The organism is Actinacidiphila acidipaludis (genome assembly GCF_019890725.1).
GTDB classification, from domain to species: domain Bacteria; phylum Actinomycetota; class Actinomycetes; order Streptomycetales; family Streptomycetaceae; genus Actinacidiphila; species Actinacidiphila acidipaludis.
The window spans coordinates 81,142-103,610 of record NZ_JAINZZ010000019.1 but is presented as its reverse complement, the minus strand read 5'-3'; the positions used below and the strand labels follow the sequence as shown (position 1 = coordinate 103,610).

Annotated in this window: 17 protein-coding genes; 7 read left to right on the top strand and 10 right to left on the bottom strand. The window is 72.6% G+C overall.

The genetic code is table 11. The features are described 5' to 3' along the window. Positions 1 to 48 precede the first annotated feature (48 nt). Positions 49 to 996 carry a LysR family transcriptional regulator gene (locus K7862_RS17485; RefSeq protein WP_222963540.1) on the top strand — a complete coding sequence of 316 codons (948 nt, stop codon included), beginning with the start codon at positions 49 to 51 and terminating at the stop codon, positions 994 to 996. On the opposite strand, the gene K7862_RS17480 is transcribed toward K7862_RS17485, so the two are convergent. The 4 genes from K7862_RS17480 to K7862_RS17465 form a co-directional block, all read right to left on the bottom strand. Then, positions 983 to 2,302, bottom strand: coding sequence for a glycoside hydrolase family 3 N-terminal domain-containing protein (locus tag K7862_RS17480; protein ID WP_222963539.1), 1,320 nt, complete (start codon positions 2,300 to 2,302; stop codon positions 983 to 985). The two genes, K7862_RS17485 and K7862_RS17480, sit on opposite strands and share 14 nt — an antisense overlap. A 381-nt stretch (positions 2,303 to 2,683) precedes the next feature. Further along, entirely contained in the window at positions 2,684 to 4,024 is a 1,341-nt protein-coding gene (locus tag K7862_RS17475; protein ID WP_222963538.1) for an RNA polymerase sigma factor, read from the bottom strand. Positions 4,025 to 4,031: 7 nt separating this feature from the next. Next, positions 4,032 to 4,361: a YciI family protein gene (locus K7862_RS17470; RefSeq protein WP_222963537.1), complete on the bottom strand. Its 330-nt coding sequence runs from the start codon at positions 4,359 to 4,361 to the stop codon at positions 4,032 to 4,034. 112 nt (positions 4,362 to 4,473) lie between these two features. Continuing rightward, entirely contained in the window at positions 4,474 to 5,202 is a 729-nt protein-coding gene (locus K7862_RS17465) for a YoaK family protein (protein ID WP_222963536.1), read from the bottom strand. A gap of 107 nt (positions 5,203 to 5,309) precedes the next feature. On the opposite strand from K7862_RS17465, the gene K7862_RS17460 reads away from it, so the two are divergent. Beyond that, complete coding sequence (locus tag K7862_RS17460) at positions 5,310 to 6,806, top strand: MFS transporter (RefSeq protein ID WP_222963535.1); 1,497 nt, start codon at positions 5,310 to 5,312, stop codon at positions 6,804 to 6,806. A gap of 202 nt (positions 6,807 to 7,008) precedes the next feature. Here the strand turns inward: K7862_RS17460 and K7862_RS17455 are convergent, their stop codons facing one another. From K7862_RS17455 to K7862_RS17445, 3 genes are all read right to left on the bottom strand, one after another. Then, entirely contained in the window at positions 7,009 to 7,911 is a 903-nt protein-coding gene (locus K7862_RS17455) for an RNA polymerase sigma factor SigF (protein ID WP_222963534.1), read from the bottom strand. Positions 7,912 to 7,989: 78 nt separating this feature from the next. Beyond that, positions 7,990 to 8,988: an acetylxylan esterase gene (locus K7862_RS17450; protein ID WP_222963533.1), complete on the bottom strand. Its 999-nt coding sequence runs from the start codon at positions 8,986 to 8,988 to the stop codon at positions 7,990 to 7,992. Positions 8,989 to 9,158: 170 nt separating this feature from the next. Next, on the bottom strand, positions 9,159 to 9,743 hold the full coding sequence (locus K7862_RS17445) for a TetR/AcrR family transcriptional regulator (protein WP_222963532.1): 585 nt from the start codon (positions 9,741 to 9,743) through the stop codon (positions 9,159 to 9,161). 241 nt (positions 9,744 to 9,984) lie between these two features. Between K7862_RS17445 and K7862_RS17440 the strand changes: the two genes are divergently transcribed. After that, positions 9,985 to 10,962 carry an SDR family NAD(P)-dependent oxidoreductase gene (locus tag K7862_RS17440; protein WP_222963531.1) on the top strand — a complete coding sequence of 326 codons (978 nt, stop codon included), beginning with the start codon at positions 9,985 to 9,987 and terminating at the stop codon, positions 10,960 to 10,962. A 131-nt stretch (positions 10,963 to 11,093) separates the two neighbouring features. On the opposite strand, the gene K7862_RS17435 is transcribed toward K7862_RS17440, so the two are convergent. Continuing rightward, positions 11,094 to 11,759, bottom strand: coding sequence for a GNAT family N-acetyltransferase (locus K7862_RS17435; protein ID WP_222963530.1), 666 nt, complete (start codon positions 11,757 to 11,759; stop codon positions 11,094 to 11,096). A 413-nt stretch (positions 11,760 to 12,172) separates the two neighbouring features. On the opposite strand from K7862_RS17435, the gene glgA reads away from it, so the two are divergent. Beyond that, positions 12,173 to 13,336: a glycogen synthase gene (glgA, locus tag K7862_RS17430; RefSeq protein WP_308012037.1), complete on the top strand. Its 1,164-nt coding sequence runs from the start codon at positions 12,173 to 12,175 to the stop codon at positions 13,334 to 13,336. A 58-nt stretch (positions 13,337 to 13,394) separates the two neighbouring features. Next, a complete protein-coding gene (glgC, locus tag K7862_RS17425; RefSeq protein WP_222963529.1) occupies positions 13,395 to 14,612 on the top strand; it encodes a glucose-1-phosphate adenylyltransferase in 1,218 nt (405 codons plus the stop codon). Positions 14,613 to 14,760: 148 nt separating this feature from the next. Here the strand turns inward: glgC and K7862_RS17420 are convergent, their stop codons facing one another. Then, positions 14,761 to 17,886 (bottom strand): GH92 family glycosyl hydrolase, encoded by a 3,126-nt coding sequence (locus K7862_RS17420; RefSeq protein ID WP_222963528.1) that lies wholly within the window; start codon positions 17,884 to 17,886, stop codon positions 14,761 to 14,763. Between the two features lie 411 nt (positions 17,887 to 18,297). On the opposite strand from K7862_RS17420, the gene K7862_RS17415 reads away from it, so the two are divergent. Next, positions 18,298 to 19,305: a LacI family DNA-binding transcriptional regulator gene (locus K7862_RS17415; RefSeq protein WP_308012036.1), complete on the top strand. Its 1,008-nt coding sequence runs from the start codon at positions 18,298 to 18,300 to the stop codon at positions 19,303 to 19,305. Positions 19,306 to 19,314: 9 nt separating this feature from the next. Here the strand turns inward: K7862_RS17415 and K7862_RS17410 are convergent, their stop codons facing one another. Beyond that, complete coding sequence (locus K7862_RS17410; RefSeq protein ID WP_222963527.1) at positions 19,315 to 20,148, bottom strand: aldo/keto reductase; 834 nt, start codon at positions 20,146 to 20,148, stop codon at positions 19,315 to 19,317. Between the two features lie 167 nt (positions 20,149 to 20,315). Between K7862_RS17410 and K7862_RS17405 the strand changes: the two genes are divergently transcribed. Continuing rightward, entirely contained in the window at positions 20,316 to 22,415 is a 2,100-nt protein-coding gene (locus K7862_RS17405) for a SpoIIE family protein phosphatase (protein WP_222963526.1), read from the top strand. Positions 22,416 to 22,469 lie beyond the last annotated feature (54 nt).

Below are 22,469 nucleotides of genomic sequence, written 5' to 3'. Positions count from 1 at the left end.
ACCCGTTTCGTCGGTGGCGATACCCTCGCAGCATGACCAGGGGGCACCGTGGATCTTGACCTGCGCAAGGTGCGCTACTTCGTTGCCGTCGCCGAGCGCCTGCACTTCAGCCGGGCGGCCGAGGAACTGCTCATCGCCCAGCCCGCGTTGAGCCGGCAGATCCGCGCGCTGGAGAAGGATCTCGGGACCGCGCTGTTCGTCCGCGACAGCCATGGCGTCGAACTGACCGCGGCCGGACGGCAGTTGCTCGACGACGCGGGGCCGCTGCTGGCGGCCGCGGACGCCGCCCGGCGCCGGGTCGACCGCGCGGCCCGCGGCGACGGCACGCTCGTCGTGGGCTTCCGCGCGGGGATCACCGTCACCGGGGCGGTCCGCGCCTTCGCCGTCTCCCATCCAGGGACCCGGGTGGAGGTGCGGCGGGTGGAGTGGGACGACCAGGCCGACGCCGTGCGGGACGGCCGCGTGGACCTGGCGTTCGTCCGGCTTCCGGTCACCGGTCCCGGGCTCGACGTCCGTCCCCTGTACCGCGAGCCGCGGATGGCCGCGCTGCCCGCCGCCCACCCGCTGGCGGCGCGTGATGCCGTCACCCGCGCCGACCTCGGGGCCCAGGCCGAGATCCTGCACCTGTGCACCGACCCCGAGCCCGGGGGCGCCCCGCCGCTCTCCGCGGTCCGCACGGTCGAGGAGAAGCTGGAGTACGTGGCGGCCGGCCGCGGTGTCACCTATCTGCCGCTGTCGGCCACCCTGCTCTACCGGCGCCCCGACGTGGTCTACCGGCCCGTCGCCGACCTGCCGCCGGACGAGGTCGCCCTCGCCACCGCGGCCGGCCGGGCCTCGCGGCTGGCCGAGGCGTTCGCCGCGACGGCCCTCCGCACGATCGTGCCGCCGGGCGCGGCTCTCCCCGTCCTACAGGAGCCCGCGGGTGACGACGGCGGGCAACCGGGACCCGCGGGAGACGACGGCCCGACGGACCGGGTGGCCGTCACCCGCAGCTGAGCAGCCCCGCGTTGTGCTTCTCGTTCAGCACCCGGTGCACGGCGTCCTGGACGTCCTTGCTGAACGCCGCGTCCTGCGGGATGCGCTTGATGACGGCCGCCGTCATCGGCCCGATGTCGCTGGGCTTCACGGTGAGGACGATGTCACCCCCGGCCGCGATGAAGTCCACCGCGCGCTGCGCCGGGGTGTGGTCCTGGACCGCGACGGCGTTGCCGAGGTCGTCGGAGATCACCACGCCCTGGAAGCCCAGGTCGCCGCGCAGCATGCCCCGGATGACCGTCGAGGAGAAGGCGGCCTGGCTGGCCGGGTCGATCTTCGTGTAGATCGCGGACGAGACCATGATGAACGGGCTGCCGGCCTGCACGGCGCTGCGGAACGGCGCCAGGTAGGCGTCGTTGCGGGTGGTGACGGTGTCCCGGACGTCGGCCGTGGTGTCCGTGTTGCCGGTCACCCGGCCCAGGCCCGGGAAGTGCTTCGCGGTGGGCAGCACGCCCGCCTGCTGCATGCCGCGCAGGAACGCCGTGCTGTGGGTGGCGACCGTCGCCGGGTTGGTGCCGTAGTTGCGGTCGAGCTTGCCGATGGGGGCGTTGACCGTCACCAGGTTCGGCGGCACGGTGTCCGCGATCGGCGCCAGGTTCATGTTGACGCCCGCCGCCCTGAGCTGACGGCCCCAGGTCGTGGCGCTGGACTGGAGCTGCGAGGTGCTCCACGTCCCCTGCGTCACCGCGCTGGGCATGGTGCTGAAGCCCGGCCCGTTCAGCACCTGGACCTTGCCGCCCTCCTGATCGGTGGAGACCAGCATGTGCACGGTCACGCCGCGCACCGTGGGCGAGAAGCCCTGGGAACGGTTGGTCACCGATTTCACCGCGGAGGTCCCGGCGGAGCTGTGGCCCATCAGGATGACGGCTCCGGTCCTGCCCTGGGTGATGGCCGCCGCCTCGGACGAGGTCACCCCGCTGGTGGAGACCGCCGTCATGAACAGCTGCCCCACCCGCTGCGCCTGGGTCATCCCGTCGTACACCCGGTTCACGCAGCTCTCCACCGCCTTGGAGGTGGTGGTGCGCGGCGGCGGCGGCACCGTGCGGTGCGTGGTCGGGGAGCCCGGCGGGGTGCTGCCCGGGGAGGTCGTGGGGGACGCGGTGGTCCCGGTGGTGCCGGACGCGGTCGGGGTGCCGGAACTGCTGGAGTTGCCGTTGCCGCAGGCGGCGACGGCCAGCAGCACGCCGAGGGCGACGGCCGCATGGCCGCCGCGGGACCTTGCGGCGCGGCGCCGCGATGAGCGGGCGTGGACGGACGTCTTGCGCACGGCGGAACCTCACACCTCGTCGACGGGTCGGAAAAGGCGGCTGGGGGCGGGAACCGGGATGCGTCCCCCTGTCTCTGCGTCACGTGAGGCCGTCGTCACCTCCTGTGACACGGAGAAACCCCCGTGAGATGGCCAGGATGCCCCCTCCGAACCCACTTACGCATCCCCGGCGACCGATTTCCGTGCCGATGCGACCGTTTTCCGGGACCCGACGATGCGACCGTGACCTGCGACGATGCCCCGAATGCCGGTGCTGTCACGATGCGTGACGGGGGGTTCGGCCCACTGGGGCAGGCACCCGGGTGCCCGGGTCACGGGGCAGGCATCCGTGCTCGGGTCACGGGGGGCAGGCACCCCAGGTTCCCCTCAGCGGCAGGCGGCTCACCGGGGGCGCCCGGCGGAGACCTCCGCCAGCCGCCGCTCCAGGAACCGGCGCTCCGCCTCCGTCGGCGCCAGCGCCAGCGCCTCGCGGTAGGCCGCCGCGGCCGGTCCCGGGCGGCCGAGCCTGCGCAGCAGATCGGCGCGGGTGGCCGGCAGGAGGTGGTACCCGGTCAGCTCCCCCTCCGACGCCAGGGCGTCGACCAGTTCCAGACCGCGTTCCGGGCCCTCGTCCATGGCGACGGCGACGGCCCGGTTGAGCTCCACGACCGGCCCGGGTGCCATCCGGGCCAACTCGGCGTAGAGGAGGGCGATCTGCTTCCAGTCGGTGTCCCGCGGCCCCGGCGCCTCCGCGTGGCAGGCGGCGACGGCCGCCTGCACCTGGTAGGGCCCCGGCCGGTGCAGGGCCAGCGCGCCCTCCAGCACGCGCACGCCCTCGGCGATCCGCGACCGGTCCCACAGCGTGCGGTCCTGCTCCTCCAGCGGTACCAGGTCGCCGGCCGCGTCGGTGCGCGCCGCCGCCCGGGCGTCGTGCAGCAGCATCAGCGCCAGCAGCCCGGCCGCCTCGGTCTGGCGCGGCATCAGGCCGGCCACCAGCCGGGCCAGCCGGATCGCCTCCGCGGTGACCCGGCGCTGATCCGGACCCGCGGCACCGGGCGCGTACCCGGCGTTGAACAGCAGGTACAGCACGGCCAGCACCGCGGCCGTCCGCTCCGGCAGCACCTCGCGCGCCGGCACCCGGAACGGGATGCCGGCGTGGCGGATCTTGTTCTTGGCCCGGGTCAGCCGCTGGGCCATGGTCTTCTCCGGCACCAGGAAGGCCCGGGCGATCTCGGCGGTGCTCAGCCCGGTGAGCGAGCGCAGCGTCAGCGCCACCTGCGCCGGGAGGGGGAGCGCCGGGTGGCAGCAGGTGAAGATCAGCCGCAGCCGGTCGTCGGGCACGGTGTCGCCGTCCCCGGCCTCCTCGGCGAGGTCGGCCGTCGCGGGCTGCCCGGGCGCGAGGCGTGCCGCCTGACGCAGTTTCACCGTTTCGTTCGCGGCCCGGCGCAGCCGGTCCAGGGCGCGGTTGCGGGCGGTCGTCGTCAGCCAGGCGCCGGGGCTGCGCGGCACTCCGTCCCGCGGCCAGCGCTCCAGGGCCCGTTCGAAGGCGTCCTGGGCGCACTCCTCCGCCAGGTCCCAGTCGCCCGTCCGGGCGATGACGGCGGCCACCACCCGGCCCCACTCCTCGGTCCAGGCCCTGGCGACCGCCTCCTTGACACGGCCGGCGGGGGCGCCGCCCGCCGCGGGGTCGGCCCCGCCGCCCGTGCCGGCCGCCGCGGCACCCCCGTCCAGCCCGTCGCTCATCGCCAGGTCACTCCGTCCAGAACGGCCGCACCTCGATCATCCCGTAGCGCGCGACCGGGTGCTTGGAGGCGACTTCGACGGCCTCGTCGAGATCGGCGCATTCGATGATGTCGAAGCCGCCCATCTGCTCCTTCGTCTCCGCGTACGGGCCGTCCGTGGTCAGCACGGCGCCGTCCCTGACCCGCACGGTCGTGGCGTCCTCGGCGTCCCGGGTGCGGTTGCCGGTCAGCCGCACGCCGCGGCGGGTCATCTCGTCGACCCAGGGCTGCGCGTCCAGTTCCTCCGGGGTGGCGTCGAACCCGTCGCCGTCACTGCAGATCAACAGCAGGTACTTCATGGCACGTCTCCTCGTGTCCGTTGCCGGCGCGGGCCCGTCCCGCGCGGTCACCCCTACGACGATCGGGAACCGGCCGCGACGACACCCCTCGGGAAAAAACCTTCCGGCGGCGTCATCCCGCCCGGACGCCGGCCGGCCTGCGGAGCGACAGCAGCGCGCCGGCCACCGCCATCAGCAGCAGTGTCGCGCACAGCAGCGGGACGTCCCGGTGCCCGTGCACGATCAGCGCGGCCCCGGCCAGCGCGCCCAGGAACATCGCCAGCACCGACAGCAGCCGCACACCCGCCCGGCTGCCCGGGCCGCCGACGAGCCGGGAGTCCGCCGCGATCCCCGTGACGGTCAGGGTCAGCACCGTGGTGGTCAGATCGGGCACCGCCACCCGCCGCGCCACCGCGTTCTGCCCGCCCATGGTCAGAGCGAGCAGCACCACCAGGACCCAGCGCGCGGTGCCGGCGGCCGGCAGGGCCACCTCGGCGCCCAGCACGCACGCCGCCGCGACCAGCAGCGCCTGAGCCGCCGTGACGGCCCGCAGAAGGCGCAGGGGCTGTCCGGGCATCAGCCGGATCAGCCACCCGCCCGCCAGCGCGCCCAGGGCGAAGGCGACGAGGGCCAGCACCGAGGCGGTGACGGAGAAGGCGCCGGCGCCCGCCAGCGAGAAGGCCAGGAACACCACGTTGCCCGTCATGTTCGCCACGAAGACCCGCCCGAGCGCCAGATAGCTGAACGCGTCCACCAGACCGGTGACGACGGTGAGGAGCAACAACAGGGGCGGAAGCGGACCCTTGGGCCCGGAAAGATCGGGAACAAGAGTGTCGCGGGCTTCGCGGAGCATGGTGCGCACGCATCCCATGATGCTCGACAGCCGTACGGTTGCCGACCCACGAGGACGTCAGCCGCCGCGCGCTGCCCGCTGACCGCTGTGAAACTGGCCAGCAGGAGGTGATCTTCATGGCGACGCCCGTCCCTGACGCCACGGACGGAAACACCGTCACCACCGACGTACCGGCACGGCTCGACCGGCTGCCGTGGTCGAAGTGGCACTGGATGATCGTGATCGGACTGGGGACCGTCTGGATCCTCGACGGTCTCGAGGTGACGATCGTCGGCAACATCGCGGGACGGCTCTCGGAGAAGGGCAGCGGACTGGCCGTCACGGCCGCCCAGATCACCGGACTCGGAGCCGCCCTGTACGTGGCGGGCGCGTGCTCGGGAGCGCTCTTCTTCGGCTGGCTGACCGACCGGTTCGGCCGCAGGAAGCTCTTCATGATCACCCTCGGCGTGTACCTGACGGCCACCGCGATGACCGCGGTGTCCTTCTCGCCCTGGTGGTTCTTCCTGTTCCGGTTCCTGACCGGCTTCGGCATCGGCGGTGAGTACGCGGCGATCAACTCCGCGATCGACGAGCTGATCCCGTCGAAGTACCGCGGCCGGGTCGACCTCATCATCAACGGCAGCTACTGGCTCGGCGCCATCGGCGGGTCCCTGCTGTCGGTGCTGGCGCTCAACACCTCGATCTTCCCGGCGAACATCGGCTGGCGCCTGACCTTCGCCCTCGGGGTCGTCCTCGGCCTGGTGATCCTGCTCGTGCGGCGGCACGTCCCGGAGAGCCCGCGCTGGCAGTTCATCCACGGCCACGGCGACGAGGCCACCGAGCTGGTGTCCGACGTCGAGCGGGAGGTCGAGGAGGAGAAGGGCCAGCGGCTTCCCGAGCCGGGCAGCACCATCACCATCCACCAGCGCAAGAGCATCGGCTTCTGGACGATCGCCAGAACCGTCTTCGGCGCCTACCCCCGCCGGGCCACGCTGGGCCTGTCGCTCTTCATCGGGCAGGCGTTCCTCTACAACGCCATCACCTTCGGCTTCGGCTCGATCCTCACCACCTTCTTCGGCGTCTCGACCGGCGACACCGGCTACTACTTCGCCGTCATCGCGGCCGGCAACTTCCTCGGGCCGCTGCTGCTCGGGCGGCTCTTCGACACCGTCGGGCGCCGGATCATGATCTCCTCGACGTATCTGCTCTCCGGCCTGCTGCTGTTCGGCACAGCGTGGCTCTTCGACCGCGGGTCGCTGAACGCCACCACGGTCACCGCGTGCTGGTGCGTCGTGCTGTTCTTCGCCTCGGCCGGCGCCAGCAGCGCGTACCTGACGGTCTCGGAGGTCTTCCCGATGGAGACCCGGGCGATGGCCATCGCCTTCTTCTACGCCGTCGGCACGGCGGCCGGCGGCATCACGGGTCCGCTGGTCTTCTCCGACCTCACCAAGTCCGGCGTGGTCTCGGACACCGTGCTCGCCTTCTGCATCGGCGCGTCGCTGATGTGCGCGGCCGGACTCGTCGCGGTGTTCACCGCGGTGAACGCCGAACAGCGGTCGCTGGAGGACATCGCCACCCCGCTGTCCTCGGCCGGGAAGCCGCAGACCGGCGCCGCCACCGCGAGCGGCGTCTGACGGCGCGCCGCCGACCGCACGCGACGGCGGCCGTGGTCCGGGGAGGGGTTCCGGGCCACGGCCGCCGGTCTGAGGGGGCGGTCTGGGGGATCAGGGGGATCGGGGACGTCCGGCGGTTTCTCGGAACGCCGTCCGGGACAGGGGAACGCGGCGCCGGAGCGCCGCGGGGGGCCGAGGGCCGGGGCCCTCGGCCGTACCGGTGTCAGCCCTGGGCGAGCAGGCCGGCGCGCAGTCTGGTCAGGGTCCGGTTCAGCAGCCGCGACACATGCATCTGCGAGTAGCCCAGACGCTCACCGATCTGCGCCTGTGTCAGCTCCTCGCCGAAGCGCAGCTGCAGCAGCACCCGGTCCCGCTCGGGGAGTTCCTCGATCAGCGGCGCCAGGCTGTGGAAGTCCTCCACCAGCTCCAGCGCGGGGTCGCACTCGCCGATCGCGTCGGCGAGGGTCCGGCCCTCTCCCTCGGCGCTGCCGTCCGCGTCGTTGTAGGGCGTGTCGAGGGAACCCGCGGTGTAGCCGTTGGCGGCGACCAGGCCCTCCAGCACCTCCTCCTCGGTGAGGTCGAGGTGGCCGGCCAGTTCGGGCACCGTGGGCTCCCGGTCGAGCAGCACCGACAGGTGCTCCTTGGCCTTGCTCAGCTCCACGCGCAGTTCCTGGAGGCGGCGCGGCACATGAACGGCCCACGAGGTGTCGCGGAAGAACCGCTTCATCTCGCCCACGATGTAGGGGATCGCGAACGTGGTGAACTCGGTCTCACGCGACAGGTCGAACCGGTCGATCGCCTTGATCAGCCCGATGGTGCCGACCTGGACGATCTCCTCGTGGTCGGTGGCCGGCCGGTTGCGGTACCTGGCGGCGGCGAAGTGCACCAGCGCCAGGTTCATCTCGATCAGCGTGTTGCGCGCGTAGGCATAGGCATGGGTGCCTTCCTCCAGGACCTGGAGCCTGTCGAAGAACAGCTTCGACAGAGCCCTGGCGTCCTTCGGGGCCACGGCTGTCGCGTCGTCGATCAGGGGAAGGCCACCGGTGGCATCGTCCACCGGCCCAGGCTGGTGGACGCCGGCGGCCGTCGTGTTCGTGTTGTCCGGCTGCTGAACCTTTACGGTCACGCTTGCGGTCACGTCATCGCCTCGCACTCATCCGACTGTTCGACGCGCGCCTGCCCCCGAAGCCACCACGTATGCACCTCAGTTTGCGGCAGTACCGTCCGCCGGTACCGCGCCGAGCCGCTCCGCGAACCAGCGCAGCTGGCTGACCTGCTGGAACGGGCCGCCGCCGTCGTGCCCGTTGAAGTCGTACACCTCGATGTGCCTGTCGCTCACGGCGTAGGAGTTGTACGCCGCGAAGACGGTTGACGGCGGGCAGACTTCGTCCTCCAGCGCGGTGGAGAACAGGGCCGGGGCGGTGGCGCGTGCGGCGAAGTGCACGCCGTCGAAGTACGACAGCGTCTCGAACACCCGCTCCCCGCGGTCCCGGTGCACCGACAGGTACCGGCCTATCTCACGGTACGGCAGCGCGTCGGTGATCGTGGCCGCCCGCCGGAAGTCGCACAGGAACGGCACATCCGGCGCAACTCCGACCAGGTCCGGCACCAACCCGGCCACCGCCAGGGTGATCCCGCCGCCCTGGCTGACGCCGGTCACCGCGGTGCGCGCGGCGTCGGTCAGCCGGTGCGAGCGGGCGGCTTCGACGGCCCGGACCGCGTCGGTGAACACCCGCCGGTAGTAGAAGTCCTGGGGGTCCTCGATGCCCCGGGTCAGGAAGCCGGGGGAGGAGGGTGCGCTGCCCACCGGGTCGGGGGTGGCGCCGGCCGACCAACCGCTGCCCTGGCCGCGGGTGTCCATCACGAAGTGCGCGAACCCGGCCGAGGCCCACAGCAGATGGGTGTGCGCGAGACCGCGGCCGCCGCCGTAGCCGATGAACTCCACCAGCAGCGGCAGCGGCTCGGTCGTCCCCGCGGGCAGCACCAGCCAGCCCTTGACCCGGTGGCCGCCGAACCCGGAGAAGGTCACGTCGTACGTCTCCAACGTGGCCAGGCCCGTGGGGACGCGGGTGAAGACGGCGTCCAGGTCGTGTCCGCGGGCCTCGGCCAGGGTCCGCGCCCAGAACGGGTCGAATCCGGCCGGTTCGGGTGAGGCGGAGCGGTAGGCGCGGAGCTCGTCCAGGGGCAGGTCGAACAGGGCCATCGGGATCCCTTCGGGGGCGGTGCGGGCTGATGATCTGCACACCGTACGGCCGCGGCCGCGGTGGCCCGCAGGGGAGTCCCACGAGATGGGACGGCGGACGGCCGGCGAGTGTCCGCCGTCTCGCGGGGTGCGCCGGGTCTCCCGGGAGTGCCGCGAGGGGCGGGGACGCCTCAGGCGGACGGTTCGGGGTGCCGCCGGAGCCCGGCGACCAGGAGGTCGAGCAGCCGGCCGGCCTGTTCGCGCTGCCCGGGCGTGCCGGTGGCCAGCGCGATGCCGCTGAGCGCGGTCACCACGTCACCCGACTCGACGTCGTCCCGCAGCGCCCCTTCGGCGGCCCCGGCGCTCAGCAGCGCTCCGACGGCGCCGGTCATCCGGTCGCGGCTGTGGGCGAACGGGTTGCCACCGGAGGCGATGACCGCCTTGAGGGCGTCGCCCATACCCCGTTTGGCCGCCGCGTAGTCGACGAAGTTGTCCATCCAGGTCCGCAGCGCCCGCACCGCGGGACCGGCGGCCAGCAGCTCGCCGGCCGAGTCGCACAGCCGGTCCAGCTCGTTGCGGTAGGCGGCCTCGACCAGCGCCTCGCGGGTCGGGAAGTGGCGGTAGAGGGTGCCGATGCCGACGCCCGCCTCCTTGGCGACGGCGTCGAGCGTCACCTCGGGGCCGTCCTGGGAGAACGCGCGGAGGGCGACGGCCAGCAGCCGGTCGCGGTTCCGCTGGGCGTCCGCGCGCAGCGGACGAGGTGCCGTGTCCGCCACGATGTGCCTCCTCGCTGTCGTGACCGGCTTCCGCGCGGGGTGCCGCCCCGCCGTCTCCGGCCGGTCCCGGGGACCCGGGAACCGTGCCGATGCGGAGCCGGCTCCGCTTGCAAGCGGAGCATCCTCCGTTTACGCTGGCGGTCGTAGCGGAGGGACCTCCGGATACATGGTACCCGCACCGGTCCACGCCGCGCACTCCCCGGCCACGCGAGGTGCCGGGGCCGGGAAGGGACGGACGGACATGACCGAGACCGCGCGCATCACCACGCCTTTCACCCGGGAGTCGACGGCCGCCGAGGTCGTCGCCGGAATCAGCCTGTCCGGCAAGCGTGCCGTCGTGACCGGGGGCGGCTCGGGCATCGGAGTGGAGACCGCCCGCGCGCTGGCCGCCGCCGGCGCCGAGGTGACCCTGGCGGTGCGCGCCGCCCAGGCCGGTGAGGAGGCCGCCCGGGACATCACCGCGACCACCGGCAATCAGCAGGTTCGCGTCGCCCTCCTCGATCTGGCCGACCCGGCGTCGGTCGCCGCGTTCGCGACCGCCTGGTACGGGCCACTGGACATCCTCGTCGGCAACGCCGGTGTCATGGCCGCACCGGAGACCCGGACCCCGCAGGGCTGGGAACTGCAGTTCGCCACCAACCACCTGGGGCACTTCGCGCTCGCCCGCGGGCTGCACCGGGCGCTGGCGCTGGCCGAGGACGGCGCGCGGGTCGTCTCGGTGAGCTCGGCGGCGCACCTGCAGTCGCCGGTGGTCTTCGAGGACATCCACTTCGACCGGCGCCCCTACGACCCGTGGCTCGCCTACGGCCAGTCCAAGACGGCCAACGTCCTCTTCGGGGTGGAGGCCGGCAAGCGCTGGGCGTCCGACGGCATCACCGTCAACGCGCTGATGCCGGGCGCGATCCGGACCAATCTCCAGCGGCACGTGTCGCAGGAGGAACTCGACGCGCTGCGGACGCGGGCCGGGGGCGGCGGACCCCAGTGGAAGACGACCGAGCAGGGCGCGGCGACCTCGGTGCTGGTGGCGACCTCCCCGCTCCTGGAAGGTGTCGGCGGCCGCTACTTCGAGGACTGTCAGGAGGCGGCCCCGCACGAGGAGGGCGGTCCTCGCCGGGGCTATGCGCCGTACGCCGTCGATCCGGAGGCGGCCGCCCGGCTGTGGCAGGTCTCGGAGGACATGCTGGACGGCTGCGGATGGATCGTCGAGGGGCAGGGCTGACGGGGGGTCGCCGGCGGGAGCGCTCCCGCCGACGCGGTCACTTGCCCGTGGTCCCGCCTGAGGGGCGGGGACGGTCGGGGTCGGTGGTGCAGCCACCCTTGCGGCAGTTCACGTCGGGGCAGGACATGGGATCACCTCTTCTGTGCCGGGTGTCGCTGGGGATGGGGTGCGGGTGCGGGTGCGGGGTCGCCGGGGTGAACCGGCGGTACGGGCCGAACAGGCCGGGCGGACCGGTCGGCCGGGAAAGGGTCGTCGAGGTCGGCGGGGACGCAGTCCAGCAGGAGCTTGTCCACGCGCCGCCCCTGCCACAGGGCGGCACTGCGCAGCCGTCCGGCGGCGCGGAACCCGGCCCCGAGGTAGGCGTTCACCGCGGCGGTGTGCGGGGCGAGCACCTCCAGCCAGACCGCGCTCAGTGACGCGATGGTGAACGCCCAGTCGAGGGTCAGGGACGTGGCTTCGGTCGCGTAGCCCCGGCCGCGGTGTTCCGGGGCGATGACAAGGGTGAACTCGGCGCTGTTGACGGCCTGGTCGACGCTGAGGGACGTGGCCCCCACCGGAACCCCGCCGTCCGCCGTGATGACTTCGAAGAGCTGGTAGTGGTCCGAGGTGTGGCTGCTGTGGAAGCGTGCCCGGAACACGTCCCACGACACCGGCCAGCGGGCACCGAATCCGACGACGGTCGCCGGATCGGTCTCCCACCGGTGGTACTCCTGCATCATCTCTTCCCTCGCTAGGGCAAGCGCCAACCGCTCTCCGGAGCGCAGCGGGACGGGTACGGTGGGGTGGGGGTCGGTCATCACACTCGGTCTCTCCTCCGTGTGCCCGGTCCTGTGCTGTGCAGCCGTCCACAAAGCGTCAATCCGCGCTCCCTCACCAGGCACCGGAACGCGGGTTTCCGCCCGGTACCGTCACGCGTGTGCTTAGCGGGCCCGGTGTGCCCGGCGCGTGCCCCGTACCAGCAGCCTCATCCGTACGCTGACACCTCAGGGGTGACGACGACTCGAGGGCCGCCGGACGACCGGCGGGGACGAACACCGCGCACCGGCCATGGCCAAAAGCAACGCCCGTCCACGAGGCACCACGCCGATCACCGGCCGCGTCCGGAACGGCGTCCGGGAGGAGTTGGACGCGATCACCGGGTGACGCGAATAGGTGGGCCCACATCCGGGGAAGGCAAGAGGCACGCGGTTGTCGACGGTGGGAGAACGCGGTGAAGGTGGGACTGCTGACCCGGGAGTATCCGCCGGACGTGTACGGCGGCGCCGGGGTCCATGTGGAGTTCCTCGCCCGCGAGTTGCGCGCCCTGGTCGACGTCGAGGTGCACTGCTGGGGCGAGGGCGGGGACGACGGAGTGATCCGGCACCGCGCCCCCGCCTCGCTGGAGGGCGCCAACGACGCCCTGCGCACCTTCGCCGTCGATCTCGCCATGGCCGCAGCCGTACAGGGCCGGGACCTGGTGCACTCGCACACCTGGTACGCCAACCTCGGCGGCCACGTCAGCAAGCTGCTCTACGGGATGCCGCACGTGCTGACGGCGCACTCGCTGGAGCCGCTGCGCCCCTGGAAGGCCGAGCAGCTCGGCGGCGGTTACGCGCTGTCCTCGTGGGCCGAGCGCACCGCGATGGAGTCGGCGGACGCCGTGGTCGCGGTCTCCGACGGAATGCGGCGCGACATACTCGACTGCTATCCGGCGCTGGACCCGGACCGGGTGCACGTCATCCGCAACGGCATCGACACCACCGCCTACCGGCCGGACCCGCGCACCGACGCGCTGTCCCGGATCGGCGTGGACCCGACCCGCCCCTATGCACTGTTCGTCGGCCGCATCACCCGGCAGAAGGGCGTGCCGCACCTGCTGCGGGCGGCCCGGACCATCGATCCGGCGGTGCAGCTCGTGCTGTGCGCGGGCGCCCCCGACACCCCGGCGCTGGACCGGGAGTTCCGCGGCCTGTTCGACGAACTGAACGCGGTGCGCGACGGCGTGCACTGGATCCCGGCCATGCTGCCGCGTCCGGTGGTGGCGCAACTCCTCACGCACGCCACGGTGTTCGTCTGCCCCTCGGTGTACGAGCCGCTCGGCATCGTCAACCTGGAGGCGATGGCCTGCGGCACCGCCGTGGTGGCCTCCGCGGTCGGCGGCATCCCCGAGGTCGTGGACGACGGCGTGACCGGGCTGCTGGTGCCGTACGACGAGGGGCAGCCCGAGGCGTTCGAGACCGCGCTCGCGGCGGCGATCGACCGGCTGGCCGGCGACCCGGACACCGCGGCGCGGATGGGGGAGGCGGGACGAGACCGCGCGGTGCGCGAGTTCGGCTGGGACACCGTCGCCCGCCGCACCGCCGACCTGTACTCCGCGGTCCTCGGCGGCAGCTGACGGCGGCGGCGTCGTACGGCACGGGCCGTACGACCGGACACGACAGAGGGGGCCCTCGATGCGCGGTGGACCTTCGGTACTCGGCATAGTGCTGGCCGGGGGCGCGGGAAAGCGGCTGATGCCGCTCACCGCGGACCGGGCCAAACCGGCCGTCGTCTTCGGCGGCACGTACCGGCTGGTGGACTTCGTGCTGTCCAACCTGGTGAACGGCGACGTGATGAAGGTGTGCGTCCTCACCCAGTACAAGTCCCACTCGCTGGACCGGCACGTCACGACCACCTGGCGGATGTCCAGCCTGCTCGGCAACTACGTGACGCCGGTGCCGGCCCAGCAGCGGCTCGGCCCGCGCTGGTTCCTGGGCAGCGCCGACGCGATCCTGCAGTCGCTGAACCTGGTGCACGACGAACAGCCCGACTACATCGCGGTGTTCGGCGCCGACCACGTCTACCGGATGGACCCGCGGCAGATGCTGGCGCAGCACATCGAGCACGGCGCCGGCGTCACCGTCGCCGGGATCAAGGTGCCCAGGACCGATGCGTCGTCGTTCGGGGTGATCACCCCCGCCGGGGACGGTATCCGGGTGGAGCGCTTCCTGGAGAAGCCCGCCGACCCGCCGGGGCTGCCCGGGGACCCGACGCGGGTCTACGCCTCGATGGGCAACTACCTGTTCACCACCAAGACCCTGCTGGACGCGCTGCACGAGGACGCCGAGGACAGCCAGTCGGTGCACGACATGGGCGGCAGCATCCTGCCGCGCCTCACCGACAAGGGCGTCGCCCAGGTCTACGACTTCGACACCAACCACGTGCCCGGCGAGACGGTCCGCGACCACGGCTACTGGCGCGACGTCGGCACCCTCGACGCCTACTACGAGGCGCACATGGACCTGGTCTCGGACCAGCCGGCGTTCACCCTGTACAACCGGCGCTGGCCGATCTACACGCACCCCGGGCAGCTGCCGCCCGCCAAGATCGCCGCGGGCGGGATCGCCGGCGAGTCGGTGATCAGTCCGGGCTGCGTGATCCGGGGGCAGGTCACCCGGTCGGTGCTCTCGCCGGGGGTGATCGTGGACGCGGGCGCCGTCGTCCAGGGCTCGGTGCTGCACGACAACGTGCGGGTCGGGCGGGGCGCGATCGTACGCGGCGCGGTGCTGGACAAGAACGTGGACGTGCCGCCCGGCGCGACCATCGGCGTCAACCCGGACCGGGACCGGGAGATGTACACCGTCTCGCCCGGCGGGGTGATCGCGCTCGGCAAGGCCCAGCGGGTGGAGTGACCGGCCGCCGGCCCTCTCTCCGCCGCAACGGATCGCTGATCGACCGCGCACCGGCACCGGCACCGGCACCGCGCAGCCGCACGGAACGGCGGCCGCCCCCTGAGTCCCGGGGACGGCCGCCGCGCACTTGCCGCGGGGTGCCGCGGAACTAGCCGCCGTACACCTCCAGTTCGTAGATCCGTGCGGCCGGGTCGGTGTTCTGCGTCGGGGTGATCACGCTCAGCCGGACGTAACGCCCGTTGCTGCTGACCGCGTTGGTGGTGGAGTCGGCGGTGTTCCCGCGGACCTGCGCCACGGTGGTCCACGTCGAGCCGTCGGAGGACACCGCCAGGTCGAAGTCCTTGGTGTCCCAGCTCGGGTCCTCACCGCCGGCGCCGGCGTGCCGGACGACCAGTGAGGACAGCGCGTGCGACGCGCCGAGGTCGACCGTCAGCGTCTTGGTGCCCGAGGCCTTCGAGCACCACTTGTCGCTGTTGCCGCCGGTGTAGCTGCCGTTGATCGCCTTGTCGGGCGTCTCGGTGGTCGCGCAGGAGTCGGACCCGGTGGCGGTCCCGCCGAGTGCCAGGTCGCTCTGCCCGCCGCCGTACACCTCCAGTTCGTAGATCCGGGTCGCGGTGTCGGAGGTCTGGGTCGGCGTGGTGACGTTCAGCCGCACATAGCGCGCCTGACGAGGGGCGACCGGGTGGTAGGTCCGGCTGGACCGCGAGCCGGTGACGCTCGCCGCGGTGGACCAGGACGAGCCGTCGGTGCTGGTCTGGATCTGGAAGGCGGCGGTGTTCCAGTCGGTGGTCTCGCCGCCGAGCGCCGCGTGCTTGACCACGAAGGACGAGACGGTCTGGGTGGAGCCCAGGTCGACCTGGAGGCTCGCGCCCGAGGTCTTGGAGCACCACTTGCTGTTGTTCATCAGGCTGCCGTCGACGGCCTTGTCGCCGCCCTCGGCGGTCGCGCACGGCGTCGAGGCGGTCACCGGCCGCCCCTTGGCCAGGTCGGTCCCCAGGTCGGGAGCCGCCGGCACCGCGGTGGCGCCGTCCTGGAAGGACGGCGGCACGTCGGAGGCGCCCGTGCCGTAGGTGCCGCTCGGCGTCGAGCCCATGGTGAAGTCCAGCGTGCCGCCCGCCGCGATGTCCGGGTAGCGCAGGTAACTGTGGGTGGTGGCCGTGCCGTTGACCTTCAGGCCCTGGACGTACGAGCCGCTGCCGGACGACGTCAGGGTGATGTTCCCGCCGGGACGCTGCAGCAGGACCGACGGGAACGAGGGGCCGTTGACGGCGAGGGTGTCGGCCCCTGGCGTCGCCGGATAGACGCCCAGCGCGGCCCACACGTACCAGGCCGACGTCGCCCCGAGGTCGTCGTTGCCCGGCAGGCCGCCGGGTCCGGTGGTGTACGACTCGGACATCACCTTGCGCACCGCGTCCGCCGCGCCCGCCGGGTCACGGGCGAAGTCGTAGGCCCACGGCACTCCGTGTTCGGGCTCGTTGCCGATGTAGTAGTAGGGGAGCGTCTGTCCGGCGTTGACCTCGGTGAAGTGGTGGTCCAGGCGCTGGACGGCGGTCTGCCGGCCGCCCATGGAGTTGATCAGGTCCGCGAAGTCGTAGGGGACCATCCAGGTGTACTGGGAGGCGTTGCCCTCGGTGAAGTTGGTCTGGCTCGCCGGGTCCAGCGGCCACACATAGCTGCCGTCGGTGTTGCGCGGCTGGACGTACCCCGACTCGTTGCTGAAGGTGTTCCGCCAGTACTGCGCCCGGGTCATGTGCGTGGTGTAACTGGAGGTGCTGCCCAGCGCCTTGGCGAACTGCGCCACGGCGAAGTCCGAGGCCGAGTACTCCAGGGAGTCCGAGGGGGCCCCGTTGAGGTAGTGCAGGCTGGTGTACGTCGACTGGCGGCCGCGGATCGCGGAGCCCTGCGTGGTGCCGCCGTTGGACGCCTTCTCCATCAGGGACAGGGCCGTGGCGGTGTCGAAGTCCCGCACCCCGAAGGCGTACATGCTGCTGACGATGATCGGGCCCGGGTCGCCGGTCATCACGAAGTCCTCGTTGGTCTGCTGCGACCACTTGGGCAGCAGGCCGCCCTGCTGGCCGTCCAGCACCATCGAGTTGGCGATGTCGGCCGCCTCGCCGGGCGCGACCAGCGCGACCAGTGCCGCCCACGAGCGGTAGATGTCCCAGCCGGAGTAGTTCTGGTAGACCGGCCGGGCCGAGTTGTGCACGGCGTTGTCGAACCCGCGGTAGTCGCCGTTGACGTCGCTGGAGACGTTCGGGCTCTGGAAGACGTGGTAGAGCGCCGTGTAGAACTTCTTGAGGTCGGCGGTGGCGCCGCCGGTCACCTGGACGCGGTTGAGGATCTGGTTCCAGGAGGTGTCCGCGGCGGTGCGGACGGCCGAGAAGTCCCAGCCGTTGTTCTCCGCGGTCACGTTCGCCTGCGCGTTGGCCACGCTGACGTAGCTCAGGCCGACCTTGGCCTGCACGGTCTGGTTGCCGGTCGTGTCGAAGGTGACGTACGCGCCGGTGCTGGTCCCGGACGCCGACGACGAGCCCGCCGAGACCGTGCCGCCCGACCAGGTGCCGAAGCCGGTCGGCGCGCGGTCGAAGCGGATGTCGAAGTAGATCTGGTAGGTCTTGCTCGACCCGCAGAAGCCGCCGGCCGTGACGCTGCCGGTGACCTCGGAACCGCTGACCTTCACCGACCCGCTGCGGCTGCCGGTCGCGCTGCGGCTGGTGTTGATCAGCAGTCCGGCGCTGGTGGACGACGGGTACGTCAGCTTGGCCATGCCGGTACGGGTGGTGGCGGTGAGCTCCACGCCGGTGCCGTACTTGTCGAGCCGGTTCTTGTAGTAGCCGGGGGAGGCGGCCTCGTTGGACTTGGTGTAACCCGAGGCGTAGCTCGTCCAGTTGGTGCCGGGCGAGGTGCTCACCGCGCCGGTGATCGGCATCAGCGGCAGGTCCTCGTCGTTGGGGCAGCCGGCGCCGTCGAAGTGGGTGAGGCTGAAGTCCTCGATCGAGGTGTCGGAGTAGCGGTAGCCGGACGGTGAGGCCGTCGGGGTGTCGGGGCTGAACTGGACGCCGCCGAAGGGGACGACGGCCCCGGGGTAGGTGCTGCCGCCGGCGCCGCCCGGCACCGGGTTGGGCGCCGAACTGTCGTCGGTGCCGACGAACGGGTCGGCGTACTGCGTGAGGTTGAGCGTCGCGGCGTGGGCCGGAGCGGAGGCGAGGCCGCCGACGCCGAGCGCGGCCAGTAACAGGGCGCTCAGCGCGCCCGCGGCTCTGGAGCGGAGCAAGGCAGGGAGCATGGGGGGAACCACCTTCTCGCGGAGGCGGCGCGGCGTCGTGACACCGGGCGGCCTCGGGGCACGGGGCTGCTCGAAGCGTGTGAACGTTACCAAGCGAGAGTGCATTGTTGATGTGTACCTGACGCGCTGTCAAGAGTGCGCGGGAGGCGCGAGGACACGGGAAACGCGGTGCGGCGGACGGGCCGTCGGATCCCGTCGGGCGAGGTCTTGACAGGCCTGCGGAAGCCGCTCATGCTGCCCGGATTCGCTGGGAACGTTACCAACCCCGGGACACGGCCCGGGGCGGACGGCGGGCGGGCGCGGAGCGCCGCTCACCCGGGGCGGCGCCCGGGCGGCCCGCGCCTGCCATCATCGACGCATCCCAGGACCGGCCCTGGTGGTCCCGCGACGAGGAGGCCTGTGAAGCGACCGACGATGAAGGACGTCGCCCGCGTCGCGGGGGTGAGCCCGATGACCGTCTCCCGCGTGGTCTCCGGCGAGGCCGGGGTGGCGCCGGACACCGCGGCCCGGGTCGAGCAGGCGGTCCGCAGGCTCGGCTACCAGCGCAACGACAACGCCAGGCACCTGCGGCAGAAGGACCTCGGTACGTCCACCATCGGCCTGGTGGTGGACGACCTGGCCAATCCCTTCTACGCACTGATGGCCCGGTCGGTGGAGGACGAGGCGCACCGCCGCGGCTACGTCGTCCTGGTCGGCAGCACCAACGACGAGCCCCGGCGCGAGCGTGAGGTCATCGCCGCCTTCACCGCCCGGCAGGTCGACGGGCTGATCCTGGTGCCCACCATCGGCGGCCACGGCTTCCTCAAGCAGCCCATGCGGGCCGGGACGCGGGTGGTGTGCGTCGACCGGCCGGCCCGCGGCCTGGCCGTGGACACCGTGACCGTCGACAACCGGGCCGGGGCCCGGCGCGCCGTCACCCACCTGCTGGACCACGGGCACACCCGCATCGCCTACCTCGGCGACCGCTACGACATCTGGACCCAGGCCGAGCGCCACGCCGGATACGTGGCGGCGCTCACCGACCGGGGCCTGCCGTCCGACCCGGCCCTGGTCCGGCACGGCCTGCGCTCGCGCGAAGGGACGCATGCCGCCCTCGCCGAGCTGCGGGAACTGGCGGATCCGCCGACCGCCGTGTTCACCAGCAACGACCTGATCACCCTCGGGGTGCTCGACGGCGTGGGCCATCCGCCGGACGTGGCGGTCGTGGGCTTCGACGACCTGCCGCTGGGGGAGCGCCTCGACCCTCCGCTGACGGTGGTCAGCCAGGACCCGGTCGCGCTCGGCGGCACCGCGGCGAACCTGCTGTTCTCACGCATCGAGGGCGACAGCTCCGCGCCGCGCTCGGTGATCCTGCTGACCCGGTTCGTCGAGCGCGGTTCCGGCCGGCTGCCTGGTCGGAACCTGTGAACGCCCCCGTCAGGGAACCCAGTTGAAGGTGTCCGGGTCGGGACCGGTGCGCTCGTCGCGGTTCAGCGCGGTGATCGCCGCCATGTCGTCGCCGGTCAGCTCGAAGTCGAACAGCCGGAAGTTCTCGGCGACCCGGGCCGGCGTCACCGACTTCGGGAAGACGATGTCGCCGCGCTGCAGGTGCCAGCGCAGCGTGACCTGGGCGGGAGAGCGGTCCAGCCGTCCGGCGATCGCGGTGATCACCGGATCGTCCAGCACCTTGCCCTGCGCGATCGGCGACCACGCCTCGGTGGCGATCCCGTTGTCCCGGCCGAAGGCACGCAGCGGGTCCTGGGTCAGATACGGGTGCAGCTCGATCTGGTTCACCGCGGGCACCACATCGCACTCGCGCATCAGCCGCTCGAGGTGGGCCCGCTGGAAGTTCGACACGCCGATGGCCTTCACCCGGCCCGAGCGGTAGACCTCCTCCATCGCCTTCCACGTCTCGACGAAGTCGCCCACCCCGGGCAGCGGCCAGTGGACCAGGAACAGGTCGAGGTACTCCAGGTCCAGGTCGTCCATGGTCCGGGCGAACGCGGCCAGCGCGTCGTCGTGCGCGTGGGCGTCGTTGTTGAGCTTGCTCGTCACGAAGATCTCGGCGCGCCCGATGCCGGAGTCCCGGACCGCCTGCCCGACCTGCCGCTCGTTGCCGTACATCTCGGCGGTGTCGATGTGCCGGTAACCGGTCTCCAGGGCCACCAGCACCGCGTCCCGGGTGCGGTCCGGCTCGATCTGGAACACCCCGAAGCCCAGCTGCGGGATGCTCACACCGTTGTTGAGAGTGACGCTGGGAACTGAGGACATGAGGGCGACTTCCTTGCTCGGTTCCCCCCTCCGCCTGGCTTCCCCGCCACCGTATGCCAGGCCGCCGGACGCGGCCTGTCGGATCCGCCGGCCGGCCCCGCACCCGCCCGGCGGTCGCGGCGGTCCTCCGCCGTGCCCGCACCCGCCCGGCGAGCGATGATCGGAGGATGACGCGGATCGGCGGCGACGCAGGGGTGCCCGAGCTCGAACCGGAGGTGTTCGACGACGCCATCGTGGCGGTCGCGCTCACCGCCGGCAGCGAGCACCGGCTCGTCTACTACAACGGCGCCTTCCGCAACCTCTTCGGCCCCCGGGAGCTGGGCGTGCGGGCCGCCGACGCGTTCACCGAGGAGAAAGCCGCCCGCTACGTCCAGATGCTCGACGAGGTCTTCCACGACGGCAAGGGCCGCCAGGTCACCGGCCCGCGCACCACCGAGGGCACCTTCCCCGGCGCACCCGGGCGGCGGCACTTCATCTACAGCTGCTCGCCGGTCGTCTCCCGCTTCGGCCGCGGCGTCCTCACCGTCTGCGTCGACACCACGGCGCAGGTCGACGCCGTGGAGCGGGCCGAGGAGCTGTCGGAGGAGCGGCACCAGGCGCTGCACCGCTACGAGGCCCTGATGGGCGCGGTGACGCAGACCGTCTGGCTGATGCAGCCCGACGGCACGATCAGCGAGCTGGTCGGCGACTTCGAGAACTTCACCGGCAACCGGTGGCGGCCGGTGATCGACGAGAAATGGCTGACCTTCGTCCACCCGCACGACCGGGCCCACCTGGTCCGCACCTGGCAGGAGGCGGCCGAGGGCACACCCTCGATGTTCGTCTGCACCTTCCGGCTGCGGACCACCTCCGGCGACTACCGGCACGTGCAGTCCCGGGCGGTGCCCATCGTCCGCGAAGGGGTGATCGTCGAGTGGATCGGCGCCACCGCCGACATCGAGGACCAGTGGCGCAACCGGCTGCGCGAGCGCCTGCTCGCCCGGGTCGCCACCGTCACCGCGGCCGACGACGTGCCGCAGGCGTTCGGCGCGGTCGCCGCGGCCGTCGTCCCCGAGCTGACCGACGCCTGTGCCGTGTTCCTGCTGCCGGCGCCGGGGGTGACCGCCGCGGGCGGTCCGCTGACCGCGGTCCGCGTCGCGTCCACCGCCCGCCCGGGTCTGCCCGGGCTCCCGCCCCTGCGCGAGGAGACCCACCCCGTCGGACCGGTCGCCCGGCAGGTCGTGGAGAGCCGCAAGCCCCGGATGCTGGTCTTCCCGGCCGGCAGTCCGCCGGACGGCGTCCTGCCCGACCTGTCGCTCGACTGGCTGCGCGCCGCCCGCGCCACCAGCCTGACCCTGGTGCCGATCGTCATCGACGCGGCCGTCGTCGCCTTCGCCTGCGCCGCCGGGTGCGCCGACAGCCCGCCGCCCGGCCCCCGCGACCTGGCGCTGCTCGGCGAGGTGCTGCACGAGGTCCGCGACCCGCTGCGCCAGGCCATGGAACTGGAACGCACCCGGCACACCGCGCTCACCCTCCAGCGGGCCCTGCTCACGCCGACCCCGCGGGTCCCCGGCGCGGAACTAGCCGCGCACTACCAGCCGGCCAGCAAGACCGTGGAGGTCGGCGGCGACTGGTACGACGCGCTGCTGCTGCCGGACGGCTCGGTGACCCTGACCATCGGCGACATCGCCGGCCACGACCTGGACGCGGCGACCTCGATGAGCCAGCTGCGCAGCATGCTGCGGGTCATCGCCTACGACCAGTCGCGGCCGCTCAGCCCCGCCGAGAGCCTGGCCCAGCTCGACCGGGTCGTCGACGGGCTCGCCATCGCCCCGCTCGTCACCGCCGTCCACACGGTGCTGCGCCCCGGACCGGACGGCCGCTGGCACGCCGCGTGGTCCAACGCCGGGCACCCGCCGCCCCTTCTGCTCCCCGCCGAGGGCGCGCCGCGGTTCCTGGAGGGCGAGGGCCCCGACCTGCCGTTGTGCGTGGCGCCCGGGCTGGCCCGCAACACCTGGCACCACGATCTGGGCACGGAGGACACCCTGCTGCTCTACACCGACGGCCTGATCGAGGTCCCCGGCACCGACCTCGCCGATGGCATGGCCGACCTCGCCACGGCGGCTGAGGCCGCCGTCCGGCGGGGACTGCCGCTGGCCGAGCTGTGCGCCCTGCTCCTCGCCGGTGTCGGCGAACGCCGGGACGACGCCGCGGTGATCGGCTTCCGGCCCGTGGGGGGGCCGCCCCGGCCGGTGTGGCCGATGCGCTGGGAGGCGCACCGGTCCTGACCGGCGGGTCCGCCGGGTCCGCCGGTTCTCACGGGCCCGCGGGCACGGCCGCGG

What these genes read in the sequence shown, in the direction of transcription:
- K7862_RS17475 (WP_222963538.1), bottom strand. Translation starts at nt 4,024, where the DNA reads ATGAGCGACGGGCTGGACGGGGGTGCCGCGGCGGCCGGCACGGGCGGC.
- K7862_RS17470 (WP_222963537.1), bottom strand. Translation starts at nt 4,361, where the DNA reads ATGAAGTACCTGCTGTTGATCTGCAGTGACGGCGACGGGTTCGACGCC.
- K7862_RS17460 (WP_222963535.1), top strand. Translation starts at nt 5,310, where the DNA reads ATGGCGACGCCCGTCCCTGACGCCACGGACGGAAACACCGTCACCACC.
- K7862_RS17450 (WP_222963533.1), bottom strand. Translation starts at nt 8,988, where the DNA reads ATGGCCCTGTTCGACCTGCCCCTGGACGAGCTCCGCGCCTACCGCTCC.
- K7862_RS17440 (WP_222963531.1), top strand. Translation starts at nt 9,985, where the DNA reads ATGACCGAGACCGCGCGCATCACCACGCCTTTCACCCGGGAGTCGACG.
- K7862_RS17435 (WP_222963530.1), bottom strand. Translation starts at nt 11,759, where the DNA reads ATGACCGACCCCCACCCCACCGTACCCGTCCCGCTGCGCTCCGGAGAG.
- glgC (WP_222963529.1), top strand. Translation starts at nt 13,395, where the DNA reads ATGCGCGGTGGACCTTCGGTACTCGGCATAGTGCTGGCCGGGGGCGCG.
- K7862_RS17410 (WP_222963527.1), bottom strand. Translation starts at nt 20,148, where the DNA reads ATGTCCTCAGTTCCCAGCGTCACTCTCAACAACGGTGTGAGCATCCCG.
- K7862_RS17405 (WP_222963526.1), top strand. Translation starts at nt 20,316, where the DNA reads ATGACGCGGATCGGCGGCGACGCAGGGGTGCCCGAGCTCGAACCGGAG.